Here is a 22,128-nt window from a genome sequence, read left to right as displayed (position 1 = left end):
TACTTAGTTCGATTTCACTTAAGGATTCAGAACCAGATTACTCTGTCATCTTGAATGCAAGTGTATCCTGTGCTTCCTGAAGAGCATCTTCTGCAGATGTACCATTTACAATATTAACAACTGCTGTGTTGACGCATTCTCTTGCTTCATAGTGATACGGTGTTTTTGTGAACTCCGGAATATGAGAAGAGTATTCTACAATTGTTGAGAAGATTGCCTGTCCGTTGAAGAATTCGTTTGGCTCATTGTAAACTTCAGATTCACCAGCCGGCAGATAGCAGGAGATTGCACCTGATACCGGAAGGATTGCATCATAGAAGTCTGTGCTGGAACCGAATGTGCTTGCAAGGAAATCTTCTGCGAGTTCTACATTCTTGCAGTTGGATGTAATATACCAGGAAGATCCACCGTTGTTAGCATAGTTTGTAGCTGTATCAACGTCATCAACCTTAGGCATTGTTGTGATTTCCCAGAGACCTTTCTGGTCTTCTGTAGCCATCAGAGTAGCTGTGATCCAGTTACCATTTACGATACCGGCTGCTTCGCCGCCTGTGATTGTTGCGATGTATTCATCCCAGTTGTTTACAAGTTTAACAACATCATTTTTAACGAGGTCTACATAAAGGTTGATGCATTTTTCTGCAACATCGTTTCCAACGATGTAAGCTTCGCCGTCTTCATTTACGAAGTTAGCTCCACAGGACTGCATCATCATCATCAGAGTGTCGCCGCCTGTAGCTTCGCTTGTAAGGAGGTATTTACCTGTTTTTTCGTGAAGGTCTTTACCGATTTCCATGAATTTGGACCATGTGATGTCTGTCAGGTCATCCAGTGTATATCCGGCTTCTTCAAGGATATCTGTACGATAGCATGCAATAACAGCACCATTATCAAACGGAACACCATAATGTGTATCATCTACCATGGAGTAGGACTGTTTCAGTTTTCCGAAATCATCCCAGTTGATATCCATATCTTTGAGATCTGTGAAAGCGTCCGGATAGCTCTTCAGATATTTCTGATAGCTGTTGTCCTGCATCAGAACGATGTCCGGAAGTGTGCTGTAGTCACCAGCGTTAGCTGCTGTTGTAAGTTTTGTCTGGCAGTCATCAGAAGATGTTTCGATAATATCTACTGAGAATCCTTCGTGGTCTTTTGCGTACTGCTCACCAGCCATCTGCATGGATTTGATATTGAAGTTCTGGTCCCATGCCCATACGGTTAATGTATTGTCATCTCCGGAATCAGCGGAAACAACTGTGGCTGTTCCTGCGAAAGACGCTGCCATAACGCCTGTCAGTAATACTGCAAGTAATTTTTTCTTCATGAATGTGTCCTCCTTTTATTAAGCGTATTCTCTTTTCCGAATTGCTTATGAACCGATTATACCATCCCATTTTTTGATATAGTTTGCATAACCGCACATATAATGTGCATTTTCAACCATTTTATCCATTTTGCACTATGAACAGCCTTTGGTTTTGTATTTTTTGTTCGTTTTTCGTATTTTGTCGTTTTTCTTCATATCATTTTGATGAAAAAAATCCTCTCTTTTCGACATTCTGTACACTTTTCTTGTCGACAAGAGAGGCTTTTGTTCTTATTTCATAAATTTTTCATTCATTTTTTGTACACATTTCACATAATTTCAAAGAAATTATGCAAAATAAACCTTTTCAGGATGTTGTGTTTTCATCGTATGAAGCATCTCTTCTGTAAGATCCAGAAGCAGTTTAATCTTGCGTCCGTCTTCTTTGATGATCATTGTATAGTACGGGATATTGTCATCATAAGAGGTATAGTCAAATTTTTTCAACTGTTCCGTACCGCCGTTTTTCTTGTATTTCGCAACACTTTCATGCCAGTGCGGTGCAGTTACTTCCATGTTTTTCAGTTCCAGTACATGCGCAGTCTTGCGGTATTTTTTGCCATAGATCACGTCAATGCTGAGTGTATCATTTTCCAGAGTGTACTCATAATCCTTCTGGCTGAAAATATCAAACACAAAATATAGCGCAGCAAGAAGAAATCCTGCCAGCATAAAGGACTGGGATATTGCAATTCCCATGATCACAAAGATCACCGCAAACAAAATCATTACTTTCCGGAGAACTCCGGACATGTTCTTTTTCTTTCTCGAAACCTGCTCCACAATCTTATAGTCGTACATATCAATGATTCCTTTCTCTTTTTTACCATCCTTTTTCTGAATGAATGTTAAATCGCAGAAGCTGCTGTTCATAGCTTTCCGGACGTTTCCGCCATTCGAGAGGAGTGACTCCCATCTGCTGTTTAAAGTTTCTGTTAAATGTCGAATTTGTCGTAAACCCACATTTGTGAGCAATATCCGCAACCGGGGCATCTGTGGTCTCCAGAAGTTCACATGCCGTATAGACACGTACGGTATTAATATATTCCAATGGGCTCATCTTCATGTAGGAAGTAAACACTCTCCGGAAATGCGTCTCACTGATATGACAGATATTCGCCAGATCCTCTACTTTGATATCCTCCATGTAGTGATATGACACATAATCCAATACACGGGTGATCATATTGGTAAGCTTACCGGCATCTTCCGCAACCTTGTCCTCTCCCGAACCTCTGTTTAATCTGGCAATTTCTACCAGAAGTGCTGCAAGCACTCCCTTCGCCTCCTCCAGAAAAAATTCTTCACCATCTCTCATAATATCCATGATCTTGCGGATTTTTTCCGAGATAGACAGATTCTCCTTCTCTTCAAAAAACAAAGCCCTGGAATAGATACGCTGAATCACCTTTTCTGCCTTGACCGGATTATCCAGAAATTTTTTCATAAATCCTTCAACGTCTATAAACAGATATTCCCATTTACTGACCGTACCGATATCACTGTTTGTCGTATGCGGATAGTTCGGCGGAATTACCGTAACGATGCCTCCATAGAAACGTTCTTCCTCTTCACCAAGCACCATATGTCCGTTGCCGCCATAACAGTACCCGATTTCAAGATAATTATGAAAGTGAAGATAATCCACATCATTCCCGTAATTCTGGACCCACTTCTGTCCAAGAAGCGCCAGGATCGGACTTCCCGCTGACATCTGGTAATAGCGGAACTCCATTTTCGGTTTTCTTCTTTTTTTTGCCATTTACTCACTCCATTTCGGCAATACACTCAAATACATTTTACTATTGTACTATATATTTCCCAACAAAAAAAGATTACCGTCGTAATTCGGCAATCTTTTTTGTCGAGAAATCTCGATTCATTTTATTTATTTTTATGAACCAGTTCTCCGATCACATAACATACCGCAGCAACTGCCATTCCGTTGATAGAAGCGATTCCCCATGTCACTACGTTTGCCACGATTGCACCAAGAATAACTCCGACAACTGCAAACCAGTTCACAGTTACAATCTTAAAGGTATCTGTATCATAAGCTTTTTTATTCATAAAATAAGAAATTACCAGGATGATACCAACCGGCGGCAGTGTACAGTTCAGAATATTCAGCCATCCGCAGAAGTTGTAATACAGCCATACAGAAAGCAGCGTTCCGATAACACCGGAGATCAGGACCATCGGTTTCTTTCTCTTATTAAAAATGTTTGCAAGACCAAGTCCTGCTGTATACAGAGCATTGTCATTTGTTGTCCAGATATTTAATCCCAGAACCAGGATTGCAAGATAGAACAGATTCAGACGAATCATAACTTCAAAAATATCATTTCCACCAACAAAGATATAAGAGATAGCTCCAAAGAAGAACATCAGAGAGTTTCCGATAAAGAAGGCAACTACTGTTGCGATCGTTCCCTGTTTGCCATTTTTTGCAAATCGTGTGAAGTTCGGTGTTGCAGTTTCTCCGGATACAAAAGAACCAATTGCAAGTCCTGCGCCGCCGATAACACTCAGAGAACCACTGGATTTGGCAAACTGATCTACAATTGTTCCATCACCCTGTCTTACTGCCATGATCATTGCCACTGTTCCAAGGACTGCAACAAGCGGTACGGCAATATAGCTGATGATTGTCAGAGATTTGATTCCAAAATATGCAGATGCCGTCATACATGCTCCTGCGATCAGAATCAGTACCCATTCAACCGTAGTACTTCCGCCAAAAAGTTCACGCGCAACAGGAATCGCAAACATTGCAATACCTACGCCAAACCATCCAATCTGTGTAAATTTTCATAATCTCCGCCTTCCAGACGATAACAGGCAACACCCTGCTCATCGAACTCCGGCACCAAAACCACATTGTCCCAGTTTTTCATTTGTACCTTCCCTTTCCTCTACATTTTATATTCATATATCGTTACTGGTTCACTCCATTCACAATAACACATCTACAAAAGATGTATGATGAACCGCCCGGAATGTCAAGTAGAAAAAGCATTTCCAGCCACTTTATTCACAAAAAAGATCCCCCTGCCATCACTGACATTGAGATCTTTTTCTTTTCCAGTCCTCTGACCGGTTTTATATCGCTCCCAGAATTTCTCTGGCATTGTTGATCCGTTCTTCGGATGGTGGTCTGACACCCTCCAGCGGATACGGAATTCCGAGCTGTTCCCACTTAAATACACCGAGTGTATGGTACGGAAGCACTTCGACTCTCTCCACTGTTTTTAAAGTATGGATAAAATCTGCAAGCCTGTGGAGATACTCATCTTTATCGCTGCCTCCCGGAACCAGTACGTGGCGGATCCACATCGGTTTTCCCATATCTGACAATTTCCGTGCCATTGTCAGGATATTCTTATTGGACTGTCCTGTAAGCTTGATGTGTTCTTCTTCGTCGATCTGTTTGATGTCGAGAAGGACAAGATCAGTATACTTCATAAGCTCCAGCCATTTGGAATAAAAAGGTTCTTTTTCTGTATAAGGATTGGCACTGGTATCAAGAGTTGTGTGGACTCCTTCAGCCTTTGCCATACGGAAAAATTCAATCAGAAAATCAATCTGGAGAAGAGGTTCTCCGCCACTCACAGTGATTCCACCCTTGTTACCCCAGTAATTCTTATAGCGAAGAGCCTGTTTCAGAAGCTGAGAAGGGGTGTACTGCTGCCCCTCTCCCATTTTCCAGGTGTCCGGATTATGGCAGAACTGGCAGCGCATCGCACATCCACTCAGGAATATCACATATCTGACGCCCGGTCCGTCTACTGAACCAAAGCTTTCGAGAGAATGGACATATCCTTTGATTTCTTCACTCATTATTACATTCTGTCGTGGCAGGTTCTGGCAATAACATCCAGCTGCTGCTCTCTTGTAAGGTCGATGAATTTAACAGCATATCCGGATACACGGATTGTGAAGTTTGCGTACTCTTCTTTTTCCGGATGTTCCATAGCATCGATCAGTTTTTCTTTACCGAATACGTTAACGTTGAGGTGATGAGCACCCTGATCAAAGTATCCGTCAAGTACACGAACAAGGTTCTCTGTACGTTCTTCTTCTGTATGTCCCAGAGCATCCGGGTTGATGGTCTGAGTATTGGAGATACCGTCAAGGGCATCTTCGTAGTCCAGTTTTGCAACAGAGTTGAGGGAAGCAAGAAGTCCGTTCTGCTCTGCGCCGTAGGACGGGTTAGCACCAGGTGCCAGCGGCTCGCCTGCTTTTCTTCCATCCGGAAGGGATCCTGTAGCTTTACCATAAACAACGTTGGATGTGATGGTAAGGATAGAAGTAGTAGGTTTGGAGTCACGATAGGTATGGATGTGTTTCAGTTTCTCAAGGAATGTAGAAAGCAGTGTTGTTGCGATCTCATCTGCTCTGTCATCATCATTACCATAGCGTGGGAAATCACCTTCTACGATAAAGTCTGTTGTGATTCCGTCTTCGTCACGGACAGCTTTAACTTTTGCATATTTGATAGCGGACAGGGAGTCTACTACGTGAGAGAATCCGGCGATACCAGTTGCAAAGGAACGGTCAACCTTTGTATCGATCAGAGCCATCTCTGCTGCTTCATAGTAGTATTTGTCATGCATGTAGTGGATCATGTTCAGTGTTCCAACATACAGATGAGCCAGCCAGTCCATCATCTTATCATATTTTGCAACTACTTCGTCATAATCAAGGTACTCAGAAGTAATCGGCTGATAGTTCGGTCCTACCTGCTGTTTTGTCTTTTCATCAACACCACCGTTGATAGCGTAAAGAAGACATTTTGCAAGGTTTGCACGGGCTCCGAAGAACTGCATTTCTTTACCTGTCTCAGTAGCGGATACGCAGCAGCAGATGCTGTAGTCATCGCCCCATACCGGACGCATAACATCATCGTTCTCATACTGAACAGAGCTTGTCAGTACGGAGATGTCAGCTGTATATTTTTTGAAGTTTTCAGGCAGTCTTGAAGAATACAGAACTGTAAGGTTCGGTTCCGGAGCCGGTCCCATATTTTCCAGTGTATGCAGGAAACGATAATCGTTCTTTGTTACCATGGAACGTCCGTCCTGTCCCATACCTGCAACTTCCAGAGTTGCCCATACCGGGTCACCGGAGAACAGCTGGTTGTAAGAAGGAATACGGGCAAATTTAACCATACGGAATTTCATTACCATGTGGTCAACAAGCTCCTGAGCTTCTTTCTCTGTAAGAGTTCCGTTCTCAAGATCTCTTTCAATATAGATATCAAGGAATGTGGAGATACGTCCAACACTCATTGCAGCACCATTCTGAGTCTTGATTGCTGCAAGATATCCGAAGTACAGCCACTGGAATGCTTCTCTTGCATTCTTAGCCGGCTGGGAAATATCAAATCCGTATGCTTCAGCCATAAGTTTCATACCTTTGAGAGCGCGGATCTGATCAGCGATCTCTTCACGAAGCTGGAAGTCATAACGTCTCATACCCTGACGGTCGCATGCTGCGAAGTCTTTCTGTTTTCCTTCGATCAGAGCATCGATACCATACAGAGCAACTCGTCTGTAGTCACCAACGATACGTCCTCGTCCGTAAGTATCCGGAAGACCTGTCAGGATCTTGCTGTGACGGGCTAATTTCATCTCTGGTGTGTAGATATCAAATACACCCTGGTTGTGTGTTTTGAATTCATAGTTGTGGAATACGTCTTTGATCTTGTCGCTTACTTTGTATCCGTAAGTTTCGCAGGCCTGCTCTGCCATTTTGATTCCACCGTATGGCATAAATGCACGTTTCAGCGGTTTGTCTGTCTGAAGACCAACAACTGTTTCAAGATCTTTGAGATCTTCGTCGATGTATCCCGGGCCATATGCTGTCAGAGATGTAACAACCTCTGTTTCCATATCCAGAACTCCGCCTTTGGCACGTTCTTCTTTCTGCAGTTCCTGAAGTTTTCCCCACAGTTTGTTTGTTGCTTCTGTTGGTTCTTCCAGGAAGGAGGCATCTCCGTCATATGGTGTGTAGTTCATTGAAATAAAGTTACGAACGTCAATTTTTTCTTTCCAACGGTTTCCTTTGAAACCATCCCACTGTGAAAAGTTTTTCATTTTTGCACCTCACTATAATATAATTTATTCCGCGTATGTCCCGTCTAACTTTTCTCACAAAAGAAAAATAAGACCGGAATCTTATTAGTTTCAAGTGAACACGCCCTTGTTCACGACGCTAGTGTACACTATAGAAAGTACCAATGTCAATTATTTAACGCATGCTTTTAATTTTGTACAATTTGTGGTGTCTTTTTGAAAGTAATTATCAATATATTGTATTTTTACAGGTACAATGTTTCTTTTGTCAGATATCAGATCTTGTTTTTTGCTTCTATATAATGTTGCCTGTAATAACAGTTCCCGCTGCACCCATAAGGAAACAGTATTTTTTTCATGGAGTTTATATAGTCTTTTTCTGTTTTGGACGCTTTAATAATATCCAATGCTCTTCGCAGATTTCGGATATCTTTTTCCATAAAATCCGTATAATTTCCCCTGCCGACCAGTTTCAGGTGTGTGATGCCCGCTTCCTTAAGACGATAAAGTGCACAAAGACCGCAGCCGCTTGCTCCGGGGAGATAGCCCGTATCGTCTTCTGCCGGAATTTCTATGGAAGGTGTTTCCTTTCCCGGAATGTCATCCCGGTCTGATGTTGCTTTCCCACATCTTATATAGTCATTCCTCTGTTGTCCGTTTTTTATGCATGTAAGCAGATAAGGCACACGGCAAAGATATCCCATTTCATCGCAATGAAGGGAATTACAGAATGCACCGGTAAACTGGCAGAGTTCATTCAAAGCAAATGCCTCGAACTCAAGACTGCTCTGTGACGGTCTTACATCTCGCTTGCCTTCTGTATCTCCGACATTCTGCATCCGCACATGTGTAATCACAGATTTCATGTCCTCAATTGTATTCTTCCTGTGAAAAATCACTCGTTTGAGTTTCATCTGCTGAAAAAAATCCACCATTCCAGAATTTACTTCCGCGGTCTCTCCGCTTAAATGAATCTCACAGTCGATATGCTGTTTTCGAAGATACAAAATCAGTGCCGGATCTGCGATAATGTAGCTGTTAAATCCAATTCTCATGCATTTCTTTATGATTTCTGCAATTTCCGGATACTGTTCCGGGATATAATAAAGGGTGTTAAACGTCAGATGCACCGGCTTCTCATACTCTTTAACCATTGCGGCAAGGATTTCCAACTCTCCCAAAGAGCCAATCTGCACATTATAAGAAAGAACTTCCCTGCGATTGAGCGGCATGACCGTCCCATATTTCTTTGTCCATTCGTATGGCACATAACCGCAAAAAAATTCATCTGCTCCGACATTGACAAATCGTTCATATTCATCTATCGATCCTAAACCTGCAGTAATCTTCATTTGCATTTCCTCACCATTATCGTATTTGTCATTTCTGTCCTTATCGATTTTGTCCATTTCGCCTGAATCATGTTTTTCGCTTATATCACCCCAAGCACAAGCCGGTCGATTCCTGCTTCTTCCTTCTCTTTAAGTATTTCCGGGTGCATCAGAGTTTCCAGATCCAGCCCGAACAGCGAATTATATCTGCCGATCATATGCAGATGTTCCGGATATATCAGCATATATTTTTCGCAAAAATGCGGACAGTTTTCTACAAGACACTGTTTCCCCCGTTCTCCCTCTGTACAGATTGCATGAAGCGGACAGTACTGGGAAGTATTCGTCTGATAAAAAGGAAAATGCAAACTGTTTTTTTCTTCCGGAAAACGCTGGGGATAACCACAGCTCTCCCATTCAAAGCGCTGAAATCCGCACTTCTCCCGCAGAAAATCTCTGTAAAAATCTGCATTCAGGCTGTTTTCACTGTAAAATTCCCGCGTTCCTTTTTTGTATTTCATCCGGGGATCTTTTTTTCTTTTGTTGAGCAAAGTTCCCATGCATAGTTTCAGATGCGGGGTCTTTTTCGCCATAGAGAGTATCGCCCAGTCATTTACCACAATTTCTACATCTTTTTGTTTTTCTTCGCACCAGTTATCCACCATATGCAGCATTTTTTCGGTGTTTTTCAACAGGTTTTCACGGACATATGTGTAAACGATCGTGATTGCCAGATCCTCCCGGTATGCTTTATCAAGCAGGGTTTTCAGTGTCTTTTCCTCTGGAAACAGCAGATGGCAAAACTGATTTCCAATGTAAAGCCTGTCCGGAAGACACTCCGGTATCTCCTCGGAAAATGCAAAAAACGTCTGCTCCCAGTAATGTTTCATAAAATCCTGAATATTTTCTTCAAGGTACATCCTGTACAGTTCGGGGCGATCAAGTTCCAGTACAAATTCCTTCGATTCATGCAAAACCTCCGCAAGTTTTGTTCCCGGGACATCCTGAAACCATATATTTTTCTGTTCTGTCAGATTTTTCGCGAAAATTTCATCTTTTTCTGCGGGATAGCCGGTCAGTGCTTCAGCAAGCGCAGCATCGTCTTCTTCTGTTTTCAGATGAATATATCGGGTATAACGTCTGAGCAGTCCCTGTACTTCTTTTCGAAAGTCCTCCTGCTTTGTAAATACGGAATAAGTAAAATAAAACTTTTCTTCTTCTGGCTTTTCTATCTGATATTCACGCAAAAGGATCTCCCGGTAATCAGATATTTCATCGTCATAAAAACAGATTCGGAAACACTTTATTTTTCCAGTCAGCGTTTCCGAGTCCTTTGCTGTCCGAAATCGGAAGCCATTTTCCGCGAGTTCTATGATGCGGATCTCATTCTGGTCTGCAAAGCCTGCAAGCAGACCAAATGGAATCATAGATACTCCATTTATCATTTTCATTTCCCGGCTCCTCCTTTCAGACATACTCAAATTATCTTTCATTATAGCAAAACAGACAGGAACTGTCATAAAGACTTTCCTGTCTGCTAAATAAAAAGGCCAGAACTTCTCGCTCTGGTCTTTTTCTTTCGTACATATTTTGTTTCCTGTGGAAATCCATCCAACACTATTGACTGAAACATGGAGATTTCCCTTATCAACCAGAACGGTTTTTGAAGGTCAGATATGAGGCTGTTGCTCATTAAAGAAAAAGATATGTTCTGTAGAATTGTTACAACTTTATTTCTTTAATGGTAGCACGTTATGGTCTTTCCGTCTATAAAAACAGTTCGACATTATGTGACAAAAACCGCTCTATGTTTCTGGCTCAGGCTGATTATTTTACTTCGACAAGTTCAATCTTGAAGTTCAGTTCCAATAATCTTCTTGCCCTCAACTTCATATAACGGTCATACCATTTATCAAAAAAATCTTATTGCATTAATATGAGTAAGAAGACTACAATAGATATAACAAAAAATAATGAAAGGTGCGCTGAGAGATGAACAAAGATAGATATTCAATTATATTTAACAGTAAAACAGGAAACACCAGAAAACTGGCTGATGCAATCCATGAGGCACTGCCGCAGGAAAACTGCGATCTTTTTGGTGCAGTTGAAAGAGACGTTCCTGCTTCAGAAACATTGTATATTGGATTCTGGACAGATAAGGGAAGTGCGGACAAAGCTACAGCAGAACTGCTGGCGAAGCTGAAAAACAGAAAAATCTTTCTGTTTGGGACAGCCGGATTCGGTGGCAGTGAAGAGTACTTCACAAATATCCTTGACAATGTCAAAAAGCTTATTAATGAGAGCAATACCGTGGTTGGGGAGTATATGTGCCAGGGCAGGATGCCGGGCTCTGTAAGAGCACGTTATGTAAAAATGAAAGAGCAGCCAGATCCTATGCCGAATCTGGACATGCTGATCGAGAACTTTGACAAAGCATTATCCCATCCGGATGCTGCCGATTTGGACAGACTCAAAAAAATGGTAACTGCTTAGAGGTTGCTTTTATTTACCTGACAAGATATACTAATCTGAGCAATATAGTATGAATTGGAGGATTTTTACAATGAAAATTGCAGTTACTTATGATAACGGAAATGTTTTTCAGCATTTTGGAAAAACAGAAAACTTCAAAGTTTATGAAGTAGAAGACGACAAGGTTGTTTCAAGCGAAGTGATCGGTTCCAACGGAACAGGACACGGCGCACTGGCAGGACTTCTGGCCGAACAGGGTATCAATGTTCTGATCTGTGGTGGTATCGGCGGAGGCGCTCAGGCAGCTCTCACAGAGGCAGGAATTGAGATGGTTGCCGGTGCACAGGGAAACACTGATGATGTTGTTAAAGCATATCTGAAAGGTGAACTGGTTTCTACAGGAGCAAACTGTGACCACCATCACCACGAAGAAGGTCATTCCTGCGGAAGCCATGAAGAGGGACATTCCTGCGGAGGAAGCTGCGGCGGATGCGGTGGCCACAAGAGTGATATCACAGGACCAAACGTAGGAAAAACCTGCCGTACACATTACAAAGGAACCTTCAACGACGGAACCCAGTTTGATTCTTCCTATGACCGCGGAGAACCGCTGGAATTTATCTGCGGTGCAGGACAGATGATCAAAGGCTTTGATGCTGCCGTTGCAAACATGGAAATCGGCGAGATCAAAGAAGTTCATCTGATGCCGGAAGAAGCTTACGGACAGGCAAATCCGGATGCTATCTTTACACTTGAGATTGCACAGCTTCCTGGTTCAGAGAATCTGGAGGTCGGACAGCAGGTATATCTGTCCAACCAGTACGGACAGCCATTCCCGGTTAAAGTAACAGCAAAAGAAGAAACAACAATCACTTTTGATGCAAACCACGAAATGGCAGGCAAAGAACTGAACTTCACAATTGAACTTGTGGAAGTAAAATAAATATGTAAAATAAAGCCTCCGCTTCAAAATCGTAAGATTTAAGCGGAGGCTTTTCTTATGTTATTTCAAACATTATTATACAATACTGCCATAAAATCCAAATTTTTTGTGATCACTGGCGCTGCATTTAGGAAGACCTTTCGTATTCCAACGCATACCCATCATATTTTTCCAGGTGTTCGATCCGGCAAGGAAAAATCCACCCTGGGCATCCACAATATACCATTTGCCATTAATGCGGATCTCATTCCACTGATGACTCGGATTAACGGCTTTGGAATTTGCATGTACATATTTGCACTTGACTCCGACTCCATCACAGAGCGCTTTCATGGCTCTGGCAAAACCTGAACACTGAGCTTCGTTGTAAACGAGGGCTCCCCATGCATTATTGGCATTATTGTACTGCCAGCCACGTCTCGCATAACTGCAGTTGCTTCTCAGATAAAGGAAAGCTGCAAGAGCCTTATCATACTCGCTCATTCCCTTTCGGATATAATTGGTCTTGAAGCTCTGAACAACTCTTCGAACCTGCATAAGCTGGCTGGAATTCAGCGAAGGGCCATAAACACTGTTGGCCTTGTAATTTCCACGCACAGTAGGACGTTTCAGTGATACCTTACGAACAGAGCTAAAGCTGCTGTAAATCTTTTTCCCGGATACAATGCTGTATGAACAGATTTTATACTTGTAGGTTTTTCCTGCTTTTACTTTTTTATCTGTATAAGCGAGAGTAGATTTTTTGTTAATTGTCTTTATTCGTTTCCATTTTTTTCCAGTGTATTTGTATATCTGGTAACCTTTGGCTTTTGGAGTGTAGCTCCAACAAAGTTTAACATTTTTGTTGTTATAAGAATGGCATCTTGTCACTACCGGAGCGGATAATTTGACTGTTGCAGAAACAACATTGGAGCTGATCGCAGGCCATGAATCTTCCCAGTCGCTCCGCATTACAAGCTTGTAGTAATAGCTGTGTCCTGCCTCTACAGTAGAATCCACAAAAACAACATCTCCATCTACACTGCAAGAATGAGAAAAGCAGGTTATTTTGTCATTATCCCCTGATGTATACCAGTACTTTCCTCCATAAGAATCCGAATACCAGTAATTGGTTGAGATAGGCATCTGATCTAAAAGTACAAAGGTACCTCCCTGCGACGGGTCTCTGTCCGCACGATAAATCTGTACATAATCATACTGGCTTCCCTGAACATAGGATTCAATGTTGATTTCACTGCCGTTGGCATAGCAGCGGTTCAATTGTATCTTTTGTTCGAAGTCGGCCTTTACCGGTGATACTCCGGTGAAACATCCTATGATCAGAAATGCTATTACAAAAAATAGAAATCTGCTCAGGATGGATGATACGGTAATAGGTTTCTTTTTCATACACGCTCTTCTCCTTTGCGTTAAATCTGATTATGCCTTTATTATACTCCTGGTTCTCCTCTATTGCATCTATAAAATCTCCCATATTTCTTCACCCGTTGCCGGAATATGCACTTCCAGATTGAACAGGGACTTAATATCGATTTTCTTAATTCTTACTTGTTTTCTGGTTTGATGATTCGGATCAGCTGCTTATCAAGCATGATCGTACGATTCCATGGATTCAGAATCACACCTTCGATTTCCGGAACGGTCATTGCTGCATCAAACAATTTCCCTATATCTGTCAAAAAAGTGGATTTCACCGATTCCGGGCCTTTCATCTCCTCATCAAAACTGGTAAACGCATACCACCAGCACTTTCCATCTTCAGTCCGGAGACTTTTTACTGCCATCTGAGAATCTCCGGGATTCATCTCCACAGCAACGATCACCTGCCCGTTTTCGTTCATTCTCCGACGGATAACCGTAAGCACATGCGCCAGCATTTCCTGTGAAGTTTCTTCTTGTAATCCCAGAATTGCTTCTTCTATTTTTTCATTTCCTTTTAATGTCTCATCCTGTGATATTGCCATCTGAGTTCTCCTCTGTAAATATTTGTAATTTATATTTTATGATACCATCACAAGAGTAAACGGGCAATATCGTTATTCAATCTCTCTTGTCTTCATTTATGCTCTTGTACTAACGAATTCCACAATTGCTATGATTAGCAACAACGGATTTTCTTGCCACCTCCGCTAAAACATGCCATAATTATCTTGTTTTTTACCCTACATCGTAACTGTTCAGTGCCCTCACAGTTACGAGCCAAAATATAAAAAGGATTTGATCAAAATGAAAACATACGAAGAATTACTTTCAGATATTGAAGAAGATATGGAGCTCATGGGTACTTCACACATTGTTTATTCTGCGGAAGAAAACGGTGTCATCACAGATTATGATTACCTTCCGTCAGATCTCTGCATGACTTCCACCACTTTAAAAGAACTTCAGGAAAAACTTCATGAGCAGATGCTCTATGACAAAGCTTCCGCATACACTGCCGGAGCAGACAAAAATGCGCCAAAACTGGCTGTTATTTTTCCCGGCATCGGATATACTGCTGATAAACCACTTCTTTATTACACAACCCGTCTTGCAAAAAAACACGGCTATCAGATTCAAACTGTGTCTTATGGCACGCTCCCGGAAAACATCAAGGGTGATTCTGCCAAAATGAAACAGGCATTTGAACTTGCCTCGGAACAGACAGAACAGCTTCTGCACGGCATTGACTGGAGTTCCTATGGCAGCATTCTTTTTATTTCCAAAAGCATTGGCACAGCCATATCTTCTGCCTATGCTTTCAGACACAATTTAAAGGTAAAAAGTATCCTGTTTACTCCACTGGCAGAAACTTTTTCATTTCCACTCCGGGGAAGTATTGCCTTTCACGGCACTGCCGATCCGTGGGCCGAAACAGATTCTGTTCAGGCACTCGCAGCGCAAAAAGAAGTTCCTCTTTTCCTTACAAAAAATGGCAACCACTCTCTGGAAACCGGCGATGTGCAAACTGACCTCTCTATCCTGAAAACTACGATGGATCGTGTAGAACGCTTTATTATTAATCCTTAAAACTGACTATACATGCCATTTTGTAATAAGGTTATATGACTTTTGCAAACATTTGTTCTATTTTCTCTTGCATTTCCGAACAGATGTTTGTATAATACAAATATGACCACCACAATTGTAAACGAAAACTACACCACACAGGAGAAACTACAGATTCTTGCAGATGCGGCAAAATATGATGTTGCATGTACTTCAAGCGGTTCCAGCCGCCGGGGAAAGAAAGGAGAGCTCGGCAATGCAGAAGCATGCGGCATCTGTCATAGTTTTGCTGCAGACGGAAGATGTATCTCCCTTCTCAAGATCCTGATGACAAATCATTGTGCCTATGATTGCAAATATTGTATCAACAGATCCGGCAATGATGTAAAGCGCGCCACTTTCACGCCTCAGGAAATCTGTGAACTGACCGTTGAATTTTATAAAAGAAATTATATCGAAGGACTGTTTTTGAGTTCCGGCGTCCTGCGCAATCCTACCTATACTATGGAAAAAATGTGCGAGACATTGCTTCTGCTCCGCACGAAATACCATTTTAATGGCTATATCCACGTAAAAACAATTCCCGGCGCATCAGATGAGCTGCTTGCCGCAGCCGGCTATCTGGCCGACCGTATCAGTGTAAATCTGGAGCTTCCGACAGAAGCCGCCCTGCGCTCACTGGCACCAAACAAAACCATGCAGAACATCTTAAATCCTATGGGGAAAGTACAGAGTACGATTGCATCTCACCGGATGGCAATCGGAAAGTCTGCATACATGGAGCGAAGCCGTGGAAATCAGTTTTTAAACCATAGTATCTTTTCGGATAATTCCAAGAATAAATTCAAAGAAAAACTTAATACGCAAAATACAGATGCACGGCTCAATGACAGTTTTCACTCTGAAAAGAATCTTCAAAAAACATCTTCCTTTCCAAGTGAAAACAACCTCTGCAAACATGCTCTGACCTGGGAAAATGCCTGCCAGCTGGCTCCCCTCGACATGTCAGATCTGAGGCGCAGCTTCGCACCGGCAGGACAAAGCACCCAGATGATCATCGGCGCTGCCGGAGAGAGTGACTATACCCTGCTGCAAACGACACAGGCATTATATCAGGGATTCGATCTGAAACGAGTTTTTTACTCCGCTTATATACCATTAAATGACGACACCAACCTGCCTCAGCCCGGGACACCTCCTCCACTACTGCGCGAGCATCGCCTGTATCAGGCAGACTGGCTTCTTCGTTTCTATGGTTTTCAGGCAACGGAACTGTTATCTGAATCTCAGCCAAACTTTAATGAACTGCTGGATCCAAAGTGTGACTGGGCGTTGCGCCATCTGGAACTTTTTCCGGTAGAAGCAGAAACGGCCTCTTATGCCACCTTACTTCGTGTTCCCGGTATCGGTCCTAAGTCCGCCAGCCGCATCACCTATGCCCGGAGATATGGCCGCCTGACTTTCGAAAGTCTGAAAAAAATGGGTGTCGTGCTGAAACGCGCACACTATTTTATTACCTGTGGAGGAAAGCAGATGTATCATACCCCCATCGAAGAGGCTTATATTACCAGACAATTAATTCATGCAGATACGAAGGATCTCTGGAAAATGCAGCATGCCAATGAGACATACTCTCAGATGACCCTTGCCGATTTCGGAATAGGATAAACGTATGAAAGTATACACTTGCAAAGACCGCCTGACAGACATCATGACCTGTATTTACGATGCATGGTCAGAGGCTCTGCGGATTGGCCATAACCAGATTCAGCTAAAAAAAGAACCTGTATTTCAGCAGACATTATTTGATGAATACATTCATATAGATGGCGATTTCTCCAAAGCAGAAAAAGTAATCCGTTCCATCCGCAGAAACATTTCCGAGGAAGCATACCTGAACGTTTACTATGCCACTTTGTGTGCCGATGAGGACTCTCTGCAGGCAATCTATAACTTTTTGCGTGTGGGTTTTGCAGTCGGAAACACCGTACTTGGACAATATGCCAATTCACATGTCATGAAACTCCTGGAAATTCGCCGAAGAGTATCGAATGAGGCTCACCATTTTCGCGAATTTGCCCGTTTTCAGAGTCTGGATTCTAAAGTTTATGTCAGTCATTTGGAGCCCAAAAACGACGTGATCATGTTGGTCGGAAACCATTTCTCAGACCGTATGCCTTCCGAACACTGGATGATCATTGACGATAACCGCAAAACCGCCTGTGTACACGTAAAAAACGGTGAAAACTATCTGCGTTACCTGACAGACGAAGAATTTGAAACTCTGCGCCAGACAGAATCCTATGAAGATGAATATACAGGTATGTGGAAGACCTTCTTTCATGCGATCAGCATCGAACAGCGCAAGAATTATATCTGCCAGAGAAATCTTTTTCCACTCTGGAAAAGGAAACATGCAGTGGAATTTAAACCTTAAAAGAATCAGCGCCGGGCATTATGCCCGGCACCAGTTTATCAACTATTCTTCTGTATATTCCTTAATCAGTGCAAGAAGAATTTCCACACTCTTTTCCATTCCTTCTACACTAATATGTTCATAAGGTCCGTGAAAAGCATGGCCTCCTGTTCCGAGATTCGGACATGGAAGTCCTTTAAAGCTTAACTGACAACCATCTGTACCTCCACGTATTGGAAGAACAAGTGGTGTTACACCAGCTGTCTCGCATGCTTTCTTTGCATGACCTATCAGATGCATATGCTTTTCCACGATTTCTTTCATATTACGATACTGGTCGGTGATCTTGAGGGTTACCGTACCTTCGCCCCACTTTTCATTTAAATTCTTCTCAATCAGGCGGAGCGTCTTTTTTCTCTCCTCAAACCCTGCTTTATCATGATCTCTGACGATATAATTAAGCTTCGCTTCACCGACTTCGCCCTGCATACTGATCAGATGATAAAATCCTTCATAACCTTCCGTTCCTCTCGGCGTCTCCATAGATGGCAGACAATTATTGACTTCCATCGCAATCAGGCTGGCATTGATCATTGTATCTTTGCCTTCGCCCGGATGTACATTGAATCCTCTGATTTCAAATTCTGCTTTGCACGCATTAAAATTTTCGTACTGGATTTCTCCCTCTGAATCTCCATCCAGTGTATATGCATACTCTGCGCCAAACTGTTCTAAATCAAAATACTCTGCTCCCATTCCGATTTCTTCATCCGGAGTAAATGCTACGCAGATTGTTCCGTGCGGCAATTTTTCTGTCTGGATTCTTTCAATCATAGTCAGAATCTCGGCAATTCCTGCCTTATCATCTGCTCCCAGAATCGTTGTTCCATCTGAGGTGATCAGTGTACGGCCTTTCAATTCTGTAAGATGAGGAAATTCCTTCGGGCTTAACACCAGTCCGCTTGTCCCGAGGATAAGCTCTCCACCATCATAATTTTCTGTGATTACCGGTCGTATCTCATGGTCACAGAAATCAGATACTGTATCCATGTGCGCAATAAATCCAAGTACCGGGATATTTTCCTTTCCTTCCGTTGCCGGAAGTTTACCATACAGATAACACTTATCATCAAGAACGACCTCTGTCAGACCGAGTTCTTCCATTTCTTTTTCCAGCTTTCGTGCCAGATCAAACTGACACGTCGAAGACGGAACCATCTCACTTTCTTCATTGCTCGGTGTACGTACCGTCACGTAATTGATTAACCTTTCCTGTACCTTCATATATCTTGCTCCTCTGTTTTTGTGTGGGAAATACCACCTCTTATTGTTATAATACGCTTTTCTATATTATCTATCAATCTACTTTTACTTACTCCTGATACTTGAAAAATTCATGCACTGGCAGACGGCAGGTGGCAGATAAGTGTTATTCGTAAATTTACCTGCTCTTGATTTTTTGTTTTTGGTGCAAATTAAAAGAAGGTGCAGCATAAATTAATCTGACAATTTTTCTTCAGATTATTTTATCCTGTACCTTCTTGTATTATCATAGCCTTGTAACTATTGAAAACAAAAGGCAGAAACCTCCCCGACCAAAGTTTGGTTTCCTGCCTCAACCCTTAGCACACAGGCAAGGTCATTTCAGAAACCAATTCCGGCTTTAATGTACTTAAATCGTTAATGCCTTCAACCACTCTTGCACCGGAGCATATCGGGCATTTCTCGCTTTCTCTATTCTTATCTTTTCTTATACAATACAAGTTCCGGATTTTTACCGTCTTCTTCATAAGTGCAAATAAGAATAAAATCCATATCTGCAACAACGCCGAAACATCTGTCGTCGCCATACTCACATTCAAGCTGATTGCCCAGATATGTCTTTGCGTCATTCAAAAACTTAGCCGCTTGCCCATTCGGAAGCCGGTACTCAAGATTCACATACTTTCCCACAAGGGCATTCAGTTTTTCCACCTTTGGCATTCCGTCAACATTCAATTCGTTAATCTCATTGATTAACTTTTTCTTGAATTCTTCAAACTGACCGTTATCACTAAGCTCATCATATTTCTTCCAGTAATCCAAAGTAGGAAGCAGCTCTTTCATATAAGAACGGGCTTGTTCCTCCGTGAAATTCTCGCTTACCATATTCTTAACACAAACTTCAATCAAATCGTCCATATCATTGTAAGTATATGTTCCATCGGCATAACACCACTTACAATAGTCCTCGTTGAAAGAACCATCGTGATTGTGTCCGATAATATCATCATCTTCAAGCGGCATTCCGCAGCATTGACAAATAAGCTTTCTCGGTGAGCCTAAAAGTGTATTTATGGAAACATCGAATACTTTTGACAGCAATTTCAATGTTTCCGTATTCGGAACTGTTTCTCCGTTTTCCCAACGTGAAACTGCCTGACGACTTACAAAAACTTTTTCTGCAAGCTCATCCTGCGACATTCCCTTTTGAGTGCGAAGTTCAAGTATAACCTGTTTTGTATCCATTATGCAGTACCTCCCTTACACCTTTATTATAATTTCACGCATTATCTCAAACAAGCAACTCGCAGTTGCTGTCCTTATTATTCGCCTTTTTCGTTCACGGCTACATCAAGATTTTGATAACCGAGCATATAGCCCCTTTCGCTAACCTTTTACTTTTCGCAAAGCAGACTCATTTTACTCTAATTCCTGTTCCTCGCTTTCTTTTTGTTGCAGATAAAACATCGCTTTTTGCGTTTCAATCTCTGCTTTCAGTTCTTCTTCTGTAGGCAGATACAATTTGTACTTGGAAGCAAATAGCTGTTCATTTCCGTGCATAACAGAATAACGGGCAATATCATCATCTGTATCGGAACAAAGAACAATACCGATTGTTGGGTTATCGCCCTCACTGCGTTTCAGTTTATCATACATACGAATATACATATCCATCTGTCCTACATCTTGATGTGTAATCTTTTGGTAAAAATTGAACTCATACTCGTAGTAGAGCAGGAAACGCCGCCTTTGTATCTCTGGAAGGCTCCCAACCGCCTTATAGAGCGTTTCATTCCGTTCTTCCTCAACCATGCGTTCATCAAGGCTCTTAGGCACACGCAACGCCCGTCTGTAAAGGGTTTCGTCCCATACCTCGTTAAACTCCCTGTGCCGCTCGTCCCATTAGAAAAGATTCCTGTTCCTGCGCTCCATCTGCCGAAACTCCATAAAGAACTGTTCCGACACTTCCAACTCGTGGGATTTGCCCTGCCCGTCCTTAAAGCTGATAAAATACCTTGTGCCGCTTTCCGTGGATTCCTCCCGAAGCGTGTATGCCTTAACCCTGTATGCCATCCTGTTGTCCTCCTGCAAAAAATGAGTGAGGGGATTTCCATCCCTCACCCAGTAGCCCGCAGGATGGCAGGCTGTTTTAGAAGCTATAAAATTTTCCGCAGCTTCTTCCGCAGATGGTCTAACCTCGCATAGATGGCACCAGTCGTCAAATGCACAAGCGGGGCAATCTCCTTTGTGGAATACCCCTGCATTTTCAGCAGGACGATTTTCAAGGTACGCCCGTCCACCGTGACTAATACTTGATAGAGATTTTCGCTCTCAATCTCTTCCAGTAACTCCGCAACCGTACCCACTTCCGCCTGCCGCTCCCTGCCTGCCATGTCCTCAAGATATTCCGCAACGTCATTCGTCCATCGGTAAAACCGCCTGTTGGAATTGAAGTCTGCCCTGTCCGCCATGCGTATCTGCTCAATGGTCGCTTCATCAACGCCGCACTCACGCAGCAGCTTTTCCTCCGCTTCTTTCCAGATACGCCATTTCCTGTCCTCCCGTCCGTGGTTGTATGCCATTCTTACTTCCTCCAATCAGAATTGATTGAGAGGGCAGAGAAAAGCCCCCTCATCTTCCCAAAGGAAAAAACAAGGGGGCTGAACGCCTTAAATTTTAATTTTCTATTATCTTTCTTAGTTTTATTAGGATTCTGGCTTTGCGTTTGTTTACAACGCTCTGGGTTATGCCCAACCTCGCCCCGACTTCACGCTCGGAAAGTCCGTCAAAAAAGATTGCCTGTATCAGCTCCTGTTCACTATCCGACAGCAAAGGCAGGGCGGCTTTCAGCCTGTCCACCATGACCGCATTGACAAAGGCTCTGTGACCTTTACGGTTATAGGAAATAGTAATTCTATTGTATGGAGATTGTACTTCTACTTTCAAGGTGAGAAGTACCGTTGCACTGGCAGAAATTTTTTTAACTGGTTTCCTGCCGTTCTCTGATATGCTATGTATTGATAAATTTTGCTTCGTATGAGCAGATAGATAACTGCCCGAAAAAAGGACATAAAAAAATCCCTCCAAATTTAAAAACAAATTCAGAGGGTAATTTAGGGTATAACAAAATAACCCACCCGAATATCGTTTTTTATTTGGTGAGTTTGTTCTTTCAAATACGAAACAAAAAGAGCCGATGATTCGTGAATTGTTCCACAATTTCATCGGCTCTGCGTCTTAAGCGTCTGGCTCTTTGATGACAGTTA

20 protein-coding genes and 1 pseudogene are annotated in these 22,128 nt (G+C 42.4%); 5 read left to right on the top strand and 16 right to left on the bottom strand.

The window, feature by feature from the left end; all coding sequences use genetic code 11:
* Positions 1-37: 37 nt before the first annotated feature.
* The 8 genes from H8Z79_RS15985 to H8Z79_RS15950 form a co-directional block, all read right to left on the bottom strand.
* On the bottom strand, positions 38-1,327 hold the full coding sequence (locus H8Z79_RS15985; RefSeq protein WP_015543544.1) for an ABC transporter substrate-binding protein: 1,290 nt from the start codon (positions 1,325-1,327) through the stop codon (positions 38-40).
* 330 nt (positions 1,328-1,657) lie between these two features.
* Positions 1,658-2,170: a hypothetical protein gene (locus H8Z79_RS15980; protein WP_330421929.1), complete on the bottom strand. Its 513-nt coding sequence runs from the start codon at positions 2,168-2,170 to the stop codon at positions 1,658-1,660.
* Between the two features lie 22 nt (positions 2,171-2,192).
* Complete coding sequence (locus H8Z79_RS15975) at positions 2,193-3,131, bottom strand: helix-turn-helix domain-containing protein (protein WP_015543542.1); 939 nt, start codon at positions 3,129-3,131, stop codon at positions 2,193-2,195.
* Between the two features lie 122 nt (positions 3,132-3,253).
* Complete coding sequence (locus H8Z79_RS15970) at positions 3,254-4,141, bottom strand: cytosine permease (RefSeq protein WP_225877038.1); 888 nt, start codon at positions 4,139-4,141, stop codon at positions 3,254-3,256.
* 330 nt (positions 4,142-4,471) lie between these two features.
* Complete coding sequence (gene pflA / locus H8Z79_RS15965; RefSeq protein WP_015543538.1) at positions 4,472-5,209, bottom strand: pyruvate formate-lyase-activating protein; 738 nt, start codon at positions 5,207-5,209, stop codon at positions 4,472-4,474.
* Between the two features lie 2 nt (positions 5,210-5,211).
* Positions 5,212-7,467 carry a formate C-acetyltransferase gene (gene pflB, locus H8Z79_RS15960; protein ID WP_015543537.1) on the bottom strand — a complete coding sequence of 752 codons (2,256 nt, stop codon included), beginning with the start codon at positions 7,465-7,467 and terminating at the stop codon, positions 5,212-5,214.
* A 254-nt stretch (positions 7,468-7,721) separates the two neighbouring features.
* Positions 7,722-8,855, bottom strand: coding sequence for a U32 family peptidase (locus H8Z79_RS15955; protein WP_225877037.1), 1,134 nt, complete (start codon positions 8,853-8,855; stop codon positions 7,722-7,724).
* 23 nt (positions 8,856-8,878) lie between these two features.
* Positions 8,879-10,228 (bottom strand): hypothetical protein, encoded by a 1,350-nt coding sequence (locus tag H8Z79_RS15950; RefSeq protein ID WP_187002935.1) that lies wholly within the window; start codon positions 10,226-10,228, stop codon positions 8,879-8,881.
* Positions 10,229-10,769: 541 nt separating this feature from the next.
* On the opposite strand from H8Z79_RS15950, the gene bilS reads away from it, so the two are divergent.
* Both bilS and H8Z79_RS15940 read left to right on the top strand, forming a co-directional pair.
* Complete coding sequence (gene bilS, locus H8Z79_RS15945) at positions 10,770-11,273, top strand: flavodoxin family protein BilS (RefSeq protein ID WP_015543535.1); 504 nt, start codon at positions 10,770-10,772, stop codon at positions 11,271-11,273.
* Positions 11,274-11,343: 70 nt separating this feature from the next.
* On the top strand, positions 11,344-12,195 hold the full coding sequence (locus H8Z79_RS15940; RefSeq protein WP_015543534.1) for an FKBP-type peptidyl-prolyl cis-trans isomerase: 852 nt from the start codon (positions 11,344-11,346) through the stop codon (positions 12,193-12,195).
* 75 nt (positions 12,196-12,270) lie between these two features.
* Here the strand turns inward: H8Z79_RS15940 and H8Z79_RS15935 are convergent, their stop codons facing one another.
* On the bottom strand, positions 12,271-13,584 hold the full coding sequence (locus H8Z79_RS15935; RefSeq protein ID WP_187002934.1) for a transglutaminase domain-containing protein: 1,314 nt from the start codon (positions 13,582-13,584) through the stop codon (positions 12,271-12,273).
* Between the two features lie 155 nt (positions 13,585-13,739).
* Positions 13,740-14,159: an SseB family protein gene (locus H8Z79_RS15930; RefSeq protein WP_015543532.1), complete on the bottom strand. Its 420-nt coding sequence runs from the start codon at positions 14,157-14,159 to the stop codon at positions 13,740-13,742.
* A 262-nt stretch (positions 14,160-14,421) separates the two neighbouring features.
* Between H8Z79_RS15930 and H8Z79_RS15925 the strand changes: the two genes are divergently transcribed.
* The 3 genes from H8Z79_RS15925 (at position 14,422) to H8Z79_RS15915 (ending at position 17,620) form a co-directional block, all read left to right on the top strand.
* Positions 14,422-15,204, top strand: a complete 783-nt coding sequence (locus H8Z79_RS15925) for an alpha/beta hydrolase (protein WP_187002933.1) — start codon at positions 14,422-14,424, stop codon at positions 15,202-15,204.
* A 102-nt stretch (positions 15,205-15,306) separates the two neighbouring features.
* Positions 15,307-16,851 (top strand): putative DNA modification/repair radical SAM protein, encoded by a 1,545-nt coding sequence (locus H8Z79_RS15920; RefSeq protein WP_187002941.1) that lies wholly within the window; start codon positions 15,307-15,309, stop codon positions 16,849-16,851.
* 4 nt (positions 16,852-16,855) lie between these two features.
* The gene (locus H8Z79_RS15915) at positions 16,856-17,620 is read left to right on the top strand and encodes a TIGR03915 family putative DNA repair protein (RefSeq protein WP_187002932.1); all 765 of its coding nucleotides are present in this window, start codon (positions 16,856-16,858) and stop codon (positions 17,618-17,620) included.
* A gap of 42 nt (positions 17,621-17,662) precedes the next feature.
* On the opposite strand, the gene pepT is transcribed toward H8Z79_RS15915, so the two are convergent.
* The 6 genes and pseudogenes from pepT to H8Z79_RS17365 all read right to left on the bottom strand — a co-directional run bounded on the left by pepT (position 17,663) and on the right by H8Z79_RS17365 (position 22,087).
* Positions 17,663-18,883 carry a peptidase T gene (gene pepT / locus H8Z79_RS15910; protein WP_187002931.1) on the bottom strand — a complete coding sequence of 407 codons (1,221 nt, stop codon included), beginning with the start codon at positions 18,881-18,883 and terminating at the stop codon, positions 17,663-17,665.
* 456 nt (positions 18,884-19,339) lie between these two features.
* On the bottom strand, positions 19,340-20,107 hold the full coding sequence (locus tag H8Z79_RS15905; protein ID WP_187002930.1) for a zinc ribbon domain-containing protein: 768 nt from the start codon (positions 20,105-20,107) through the stop codon (positions 19,340-19,342).
* A gap of 174 nt (positions 20,108-20,281) precedes the next feature.
* Positions 20,282-20,560, bottom strand: coding sequence for a PDDEXK nuclease domain-containing protein (locus H8Z79_RS17185; protein WP_456298203.1), 279 nt, complete (start codon positions 20,558-20,560; stop codon positions 20,282-20,284).
* A 3-nt stretch (positions 20,561-20,563) separates the two neighbouring features.
* Positions 20,564-20,935, bottom strand: a pseudogene (locus tag H8Z79_RS17180) (sigma-70 family RNA polymerase sigma factor); the annotation flags it as partial.
* A gap of 83 nt (positions 20,936-21,018) precedes the next feature.
* Complete coding sequence (locus tag H8Z79_RS15890; RefSeq protein WP_000323895.1) at positions 21,019-21,444, bottom strand: RNA polymerase sigma factor; 426 nt, start codon at positions 21,442-21,444, stop codon at positions 21,019-21,021.
* A 94-nt stretch (positions 21,445-21,538) separates the two neighbouring features.
* Positions 21,539-22,087, bottom strand: coding sequence for a sigma factor-like helix-turn-helix DNA-binding protein (locus tag H8Z79_RS17365; RefSeq protein WP_330607637.1), 549 nt, complete (start codon positions 22,085-22,087; stop codon positions 21,539-21,541).
* Positions 22,088-22,128: the final 41 nt, after the last annotated feature.

It is taken from the genome of Blautia intestinalis (assembly GCF_014297355.1).
Lineage (GTDB): Bacteria > Bacillota > Clostridia > Lachnospirales > Lachnospiraceae > Blautia_A > Blautia_A intestinalis.
Note: the sequence above shows the minus strand (reverse complement) of the source record. Positions and strands in the feature narration are given on the sequence as shown.

Bases quoted from the DNA above. Each gene is read 5' to 3' on its own strand.
- H8Z79_RS15985 (WP_015543544.1), bottom strand. From the start codon at position 1,327: ATGAAGAAAAAATTACTTGCAGTATTACTGACAGGCGTTATGGCAGCG.
- H8Z79_RS15980 (WP_330421929.1), bottom strand. From the start codon at position 2,170: ATGTACGACTATAAGATTGTGGAGCAGGTTTCGAGAAAGAAAAAGAAC.
- H8Z79_RS15975 (WP_015543542.1), bottom strand. From the start codon at position 3,131: ATGGCAAAAAAAAGAAGAAAACCGAAAATGGAGTTCCGCTATTACCAG.
- H8Z79_RS15970 (WP_225877038.1), bottom strand. From the start codon at position 4,141: ATGTTTGCGATTCCTGTTGCGCGTGAACTTTTTGGCGGAAGTACTACG.
- pflA (WP_015543538.1), bottom strand. From the start codon at position 5,209: ATGAGTGAAGAAATCAAAGGATATGTCCATTCTCTCGAAAGCTTTGGT.
- pflB (WP_015543537.1), bottom strand. From the start codon at position 7,467: ATGAAAAACTTTTCACAGTGGGATGGTTTCAAAGGAAACCGTTGGAAA.
- H8Z79_RS15955 (WP_225877037.1), bottom strand. From the start codon at position 8,855: ATGGACAAAATCGATAAGGACAGAAATGACAAATACGATAATGGTGAG.
- H8Z79_RS15950 (WP_187002935.1), bottom strand. From the start codon at position 10,228: ATGAAAATGATAAATGGAGTATCTATGATTCCATTTGGTCTGCTTGCA.
- bilS (WP_015543535.1), top strand. From the start codon at position 10,770: ATGAACAAAGATAGATATTCAATTATATTTAACAGTAAAACAGGAAAC.
- H8Z79_RS15940 (WP_015543534.1), top strand. From the start codon at position 11,344: ATGAAAATTGCAGTTACTTATGATAACGGAAATGTTTTTCAGCATTTT.
- H8Z79_RS15935 (WP_187002934.1), bottom strand. From the start codon at position 13,584: ATGAAAAAGAAACCTATTACCGTATCATCCATCCTGAGCAGATTTCTA.
- H8Z79_RS15930 (WP_015543532.1), bottom strand. From the start codon at position 14,159: ATGGCAATATCACAGGATGAGACATTAAAAGGAAATGAAAAAATAGAA.
- H8Z79_RS15925 (WP_187002933.1), top strand. From the start codon at position 14,422: ATGAAAACATACGAAGAATTACTTTCAGATATTGAAGAAGATATGGAG.
- H8Z79_RS15920 (WP_187002941.1), top strand. From the start codon at position 15,307: ATGACCACCACAATTGTAAACGAAAACTACACCACACAGGAGAAACTA.
- H8Z79_RS15915 (WP_187002932.1), top strand. From the start codon at position 16,856: ATGAAAGTATACACTTGCAAAGACCGCCTGACAGACATCATGACCTGT.
- pepT (WP_187002931.1), bottom strand. From the start codon at position 18,883: ATGAAGGTACAGGAAAGGTTAATCAATTACGTGACGGTACGTACACCG.
- H8Z79_RS15905 (WP_187002930.1), bottom strand. From the start codon at position 20,107: ATGGATACAAAACAGGTTATACTTGAACTTCGCACTCAAAAGGGAATG.
- H8Z79_RS15890 (WP_000323895.1), bottom strand. From the start codon at position 21,444: ATGGCATACAACCACGGACGGGAGGACAGGAAATGGCGTATCTGGAAA.
- H8Z79_RS17365 (WP_330607637.1), bottom strand. From the start codon at position 22,087: ATGAAATTGTGGAACAATTCACGAATCATCGGCTCTTTTTGTTTCGTA.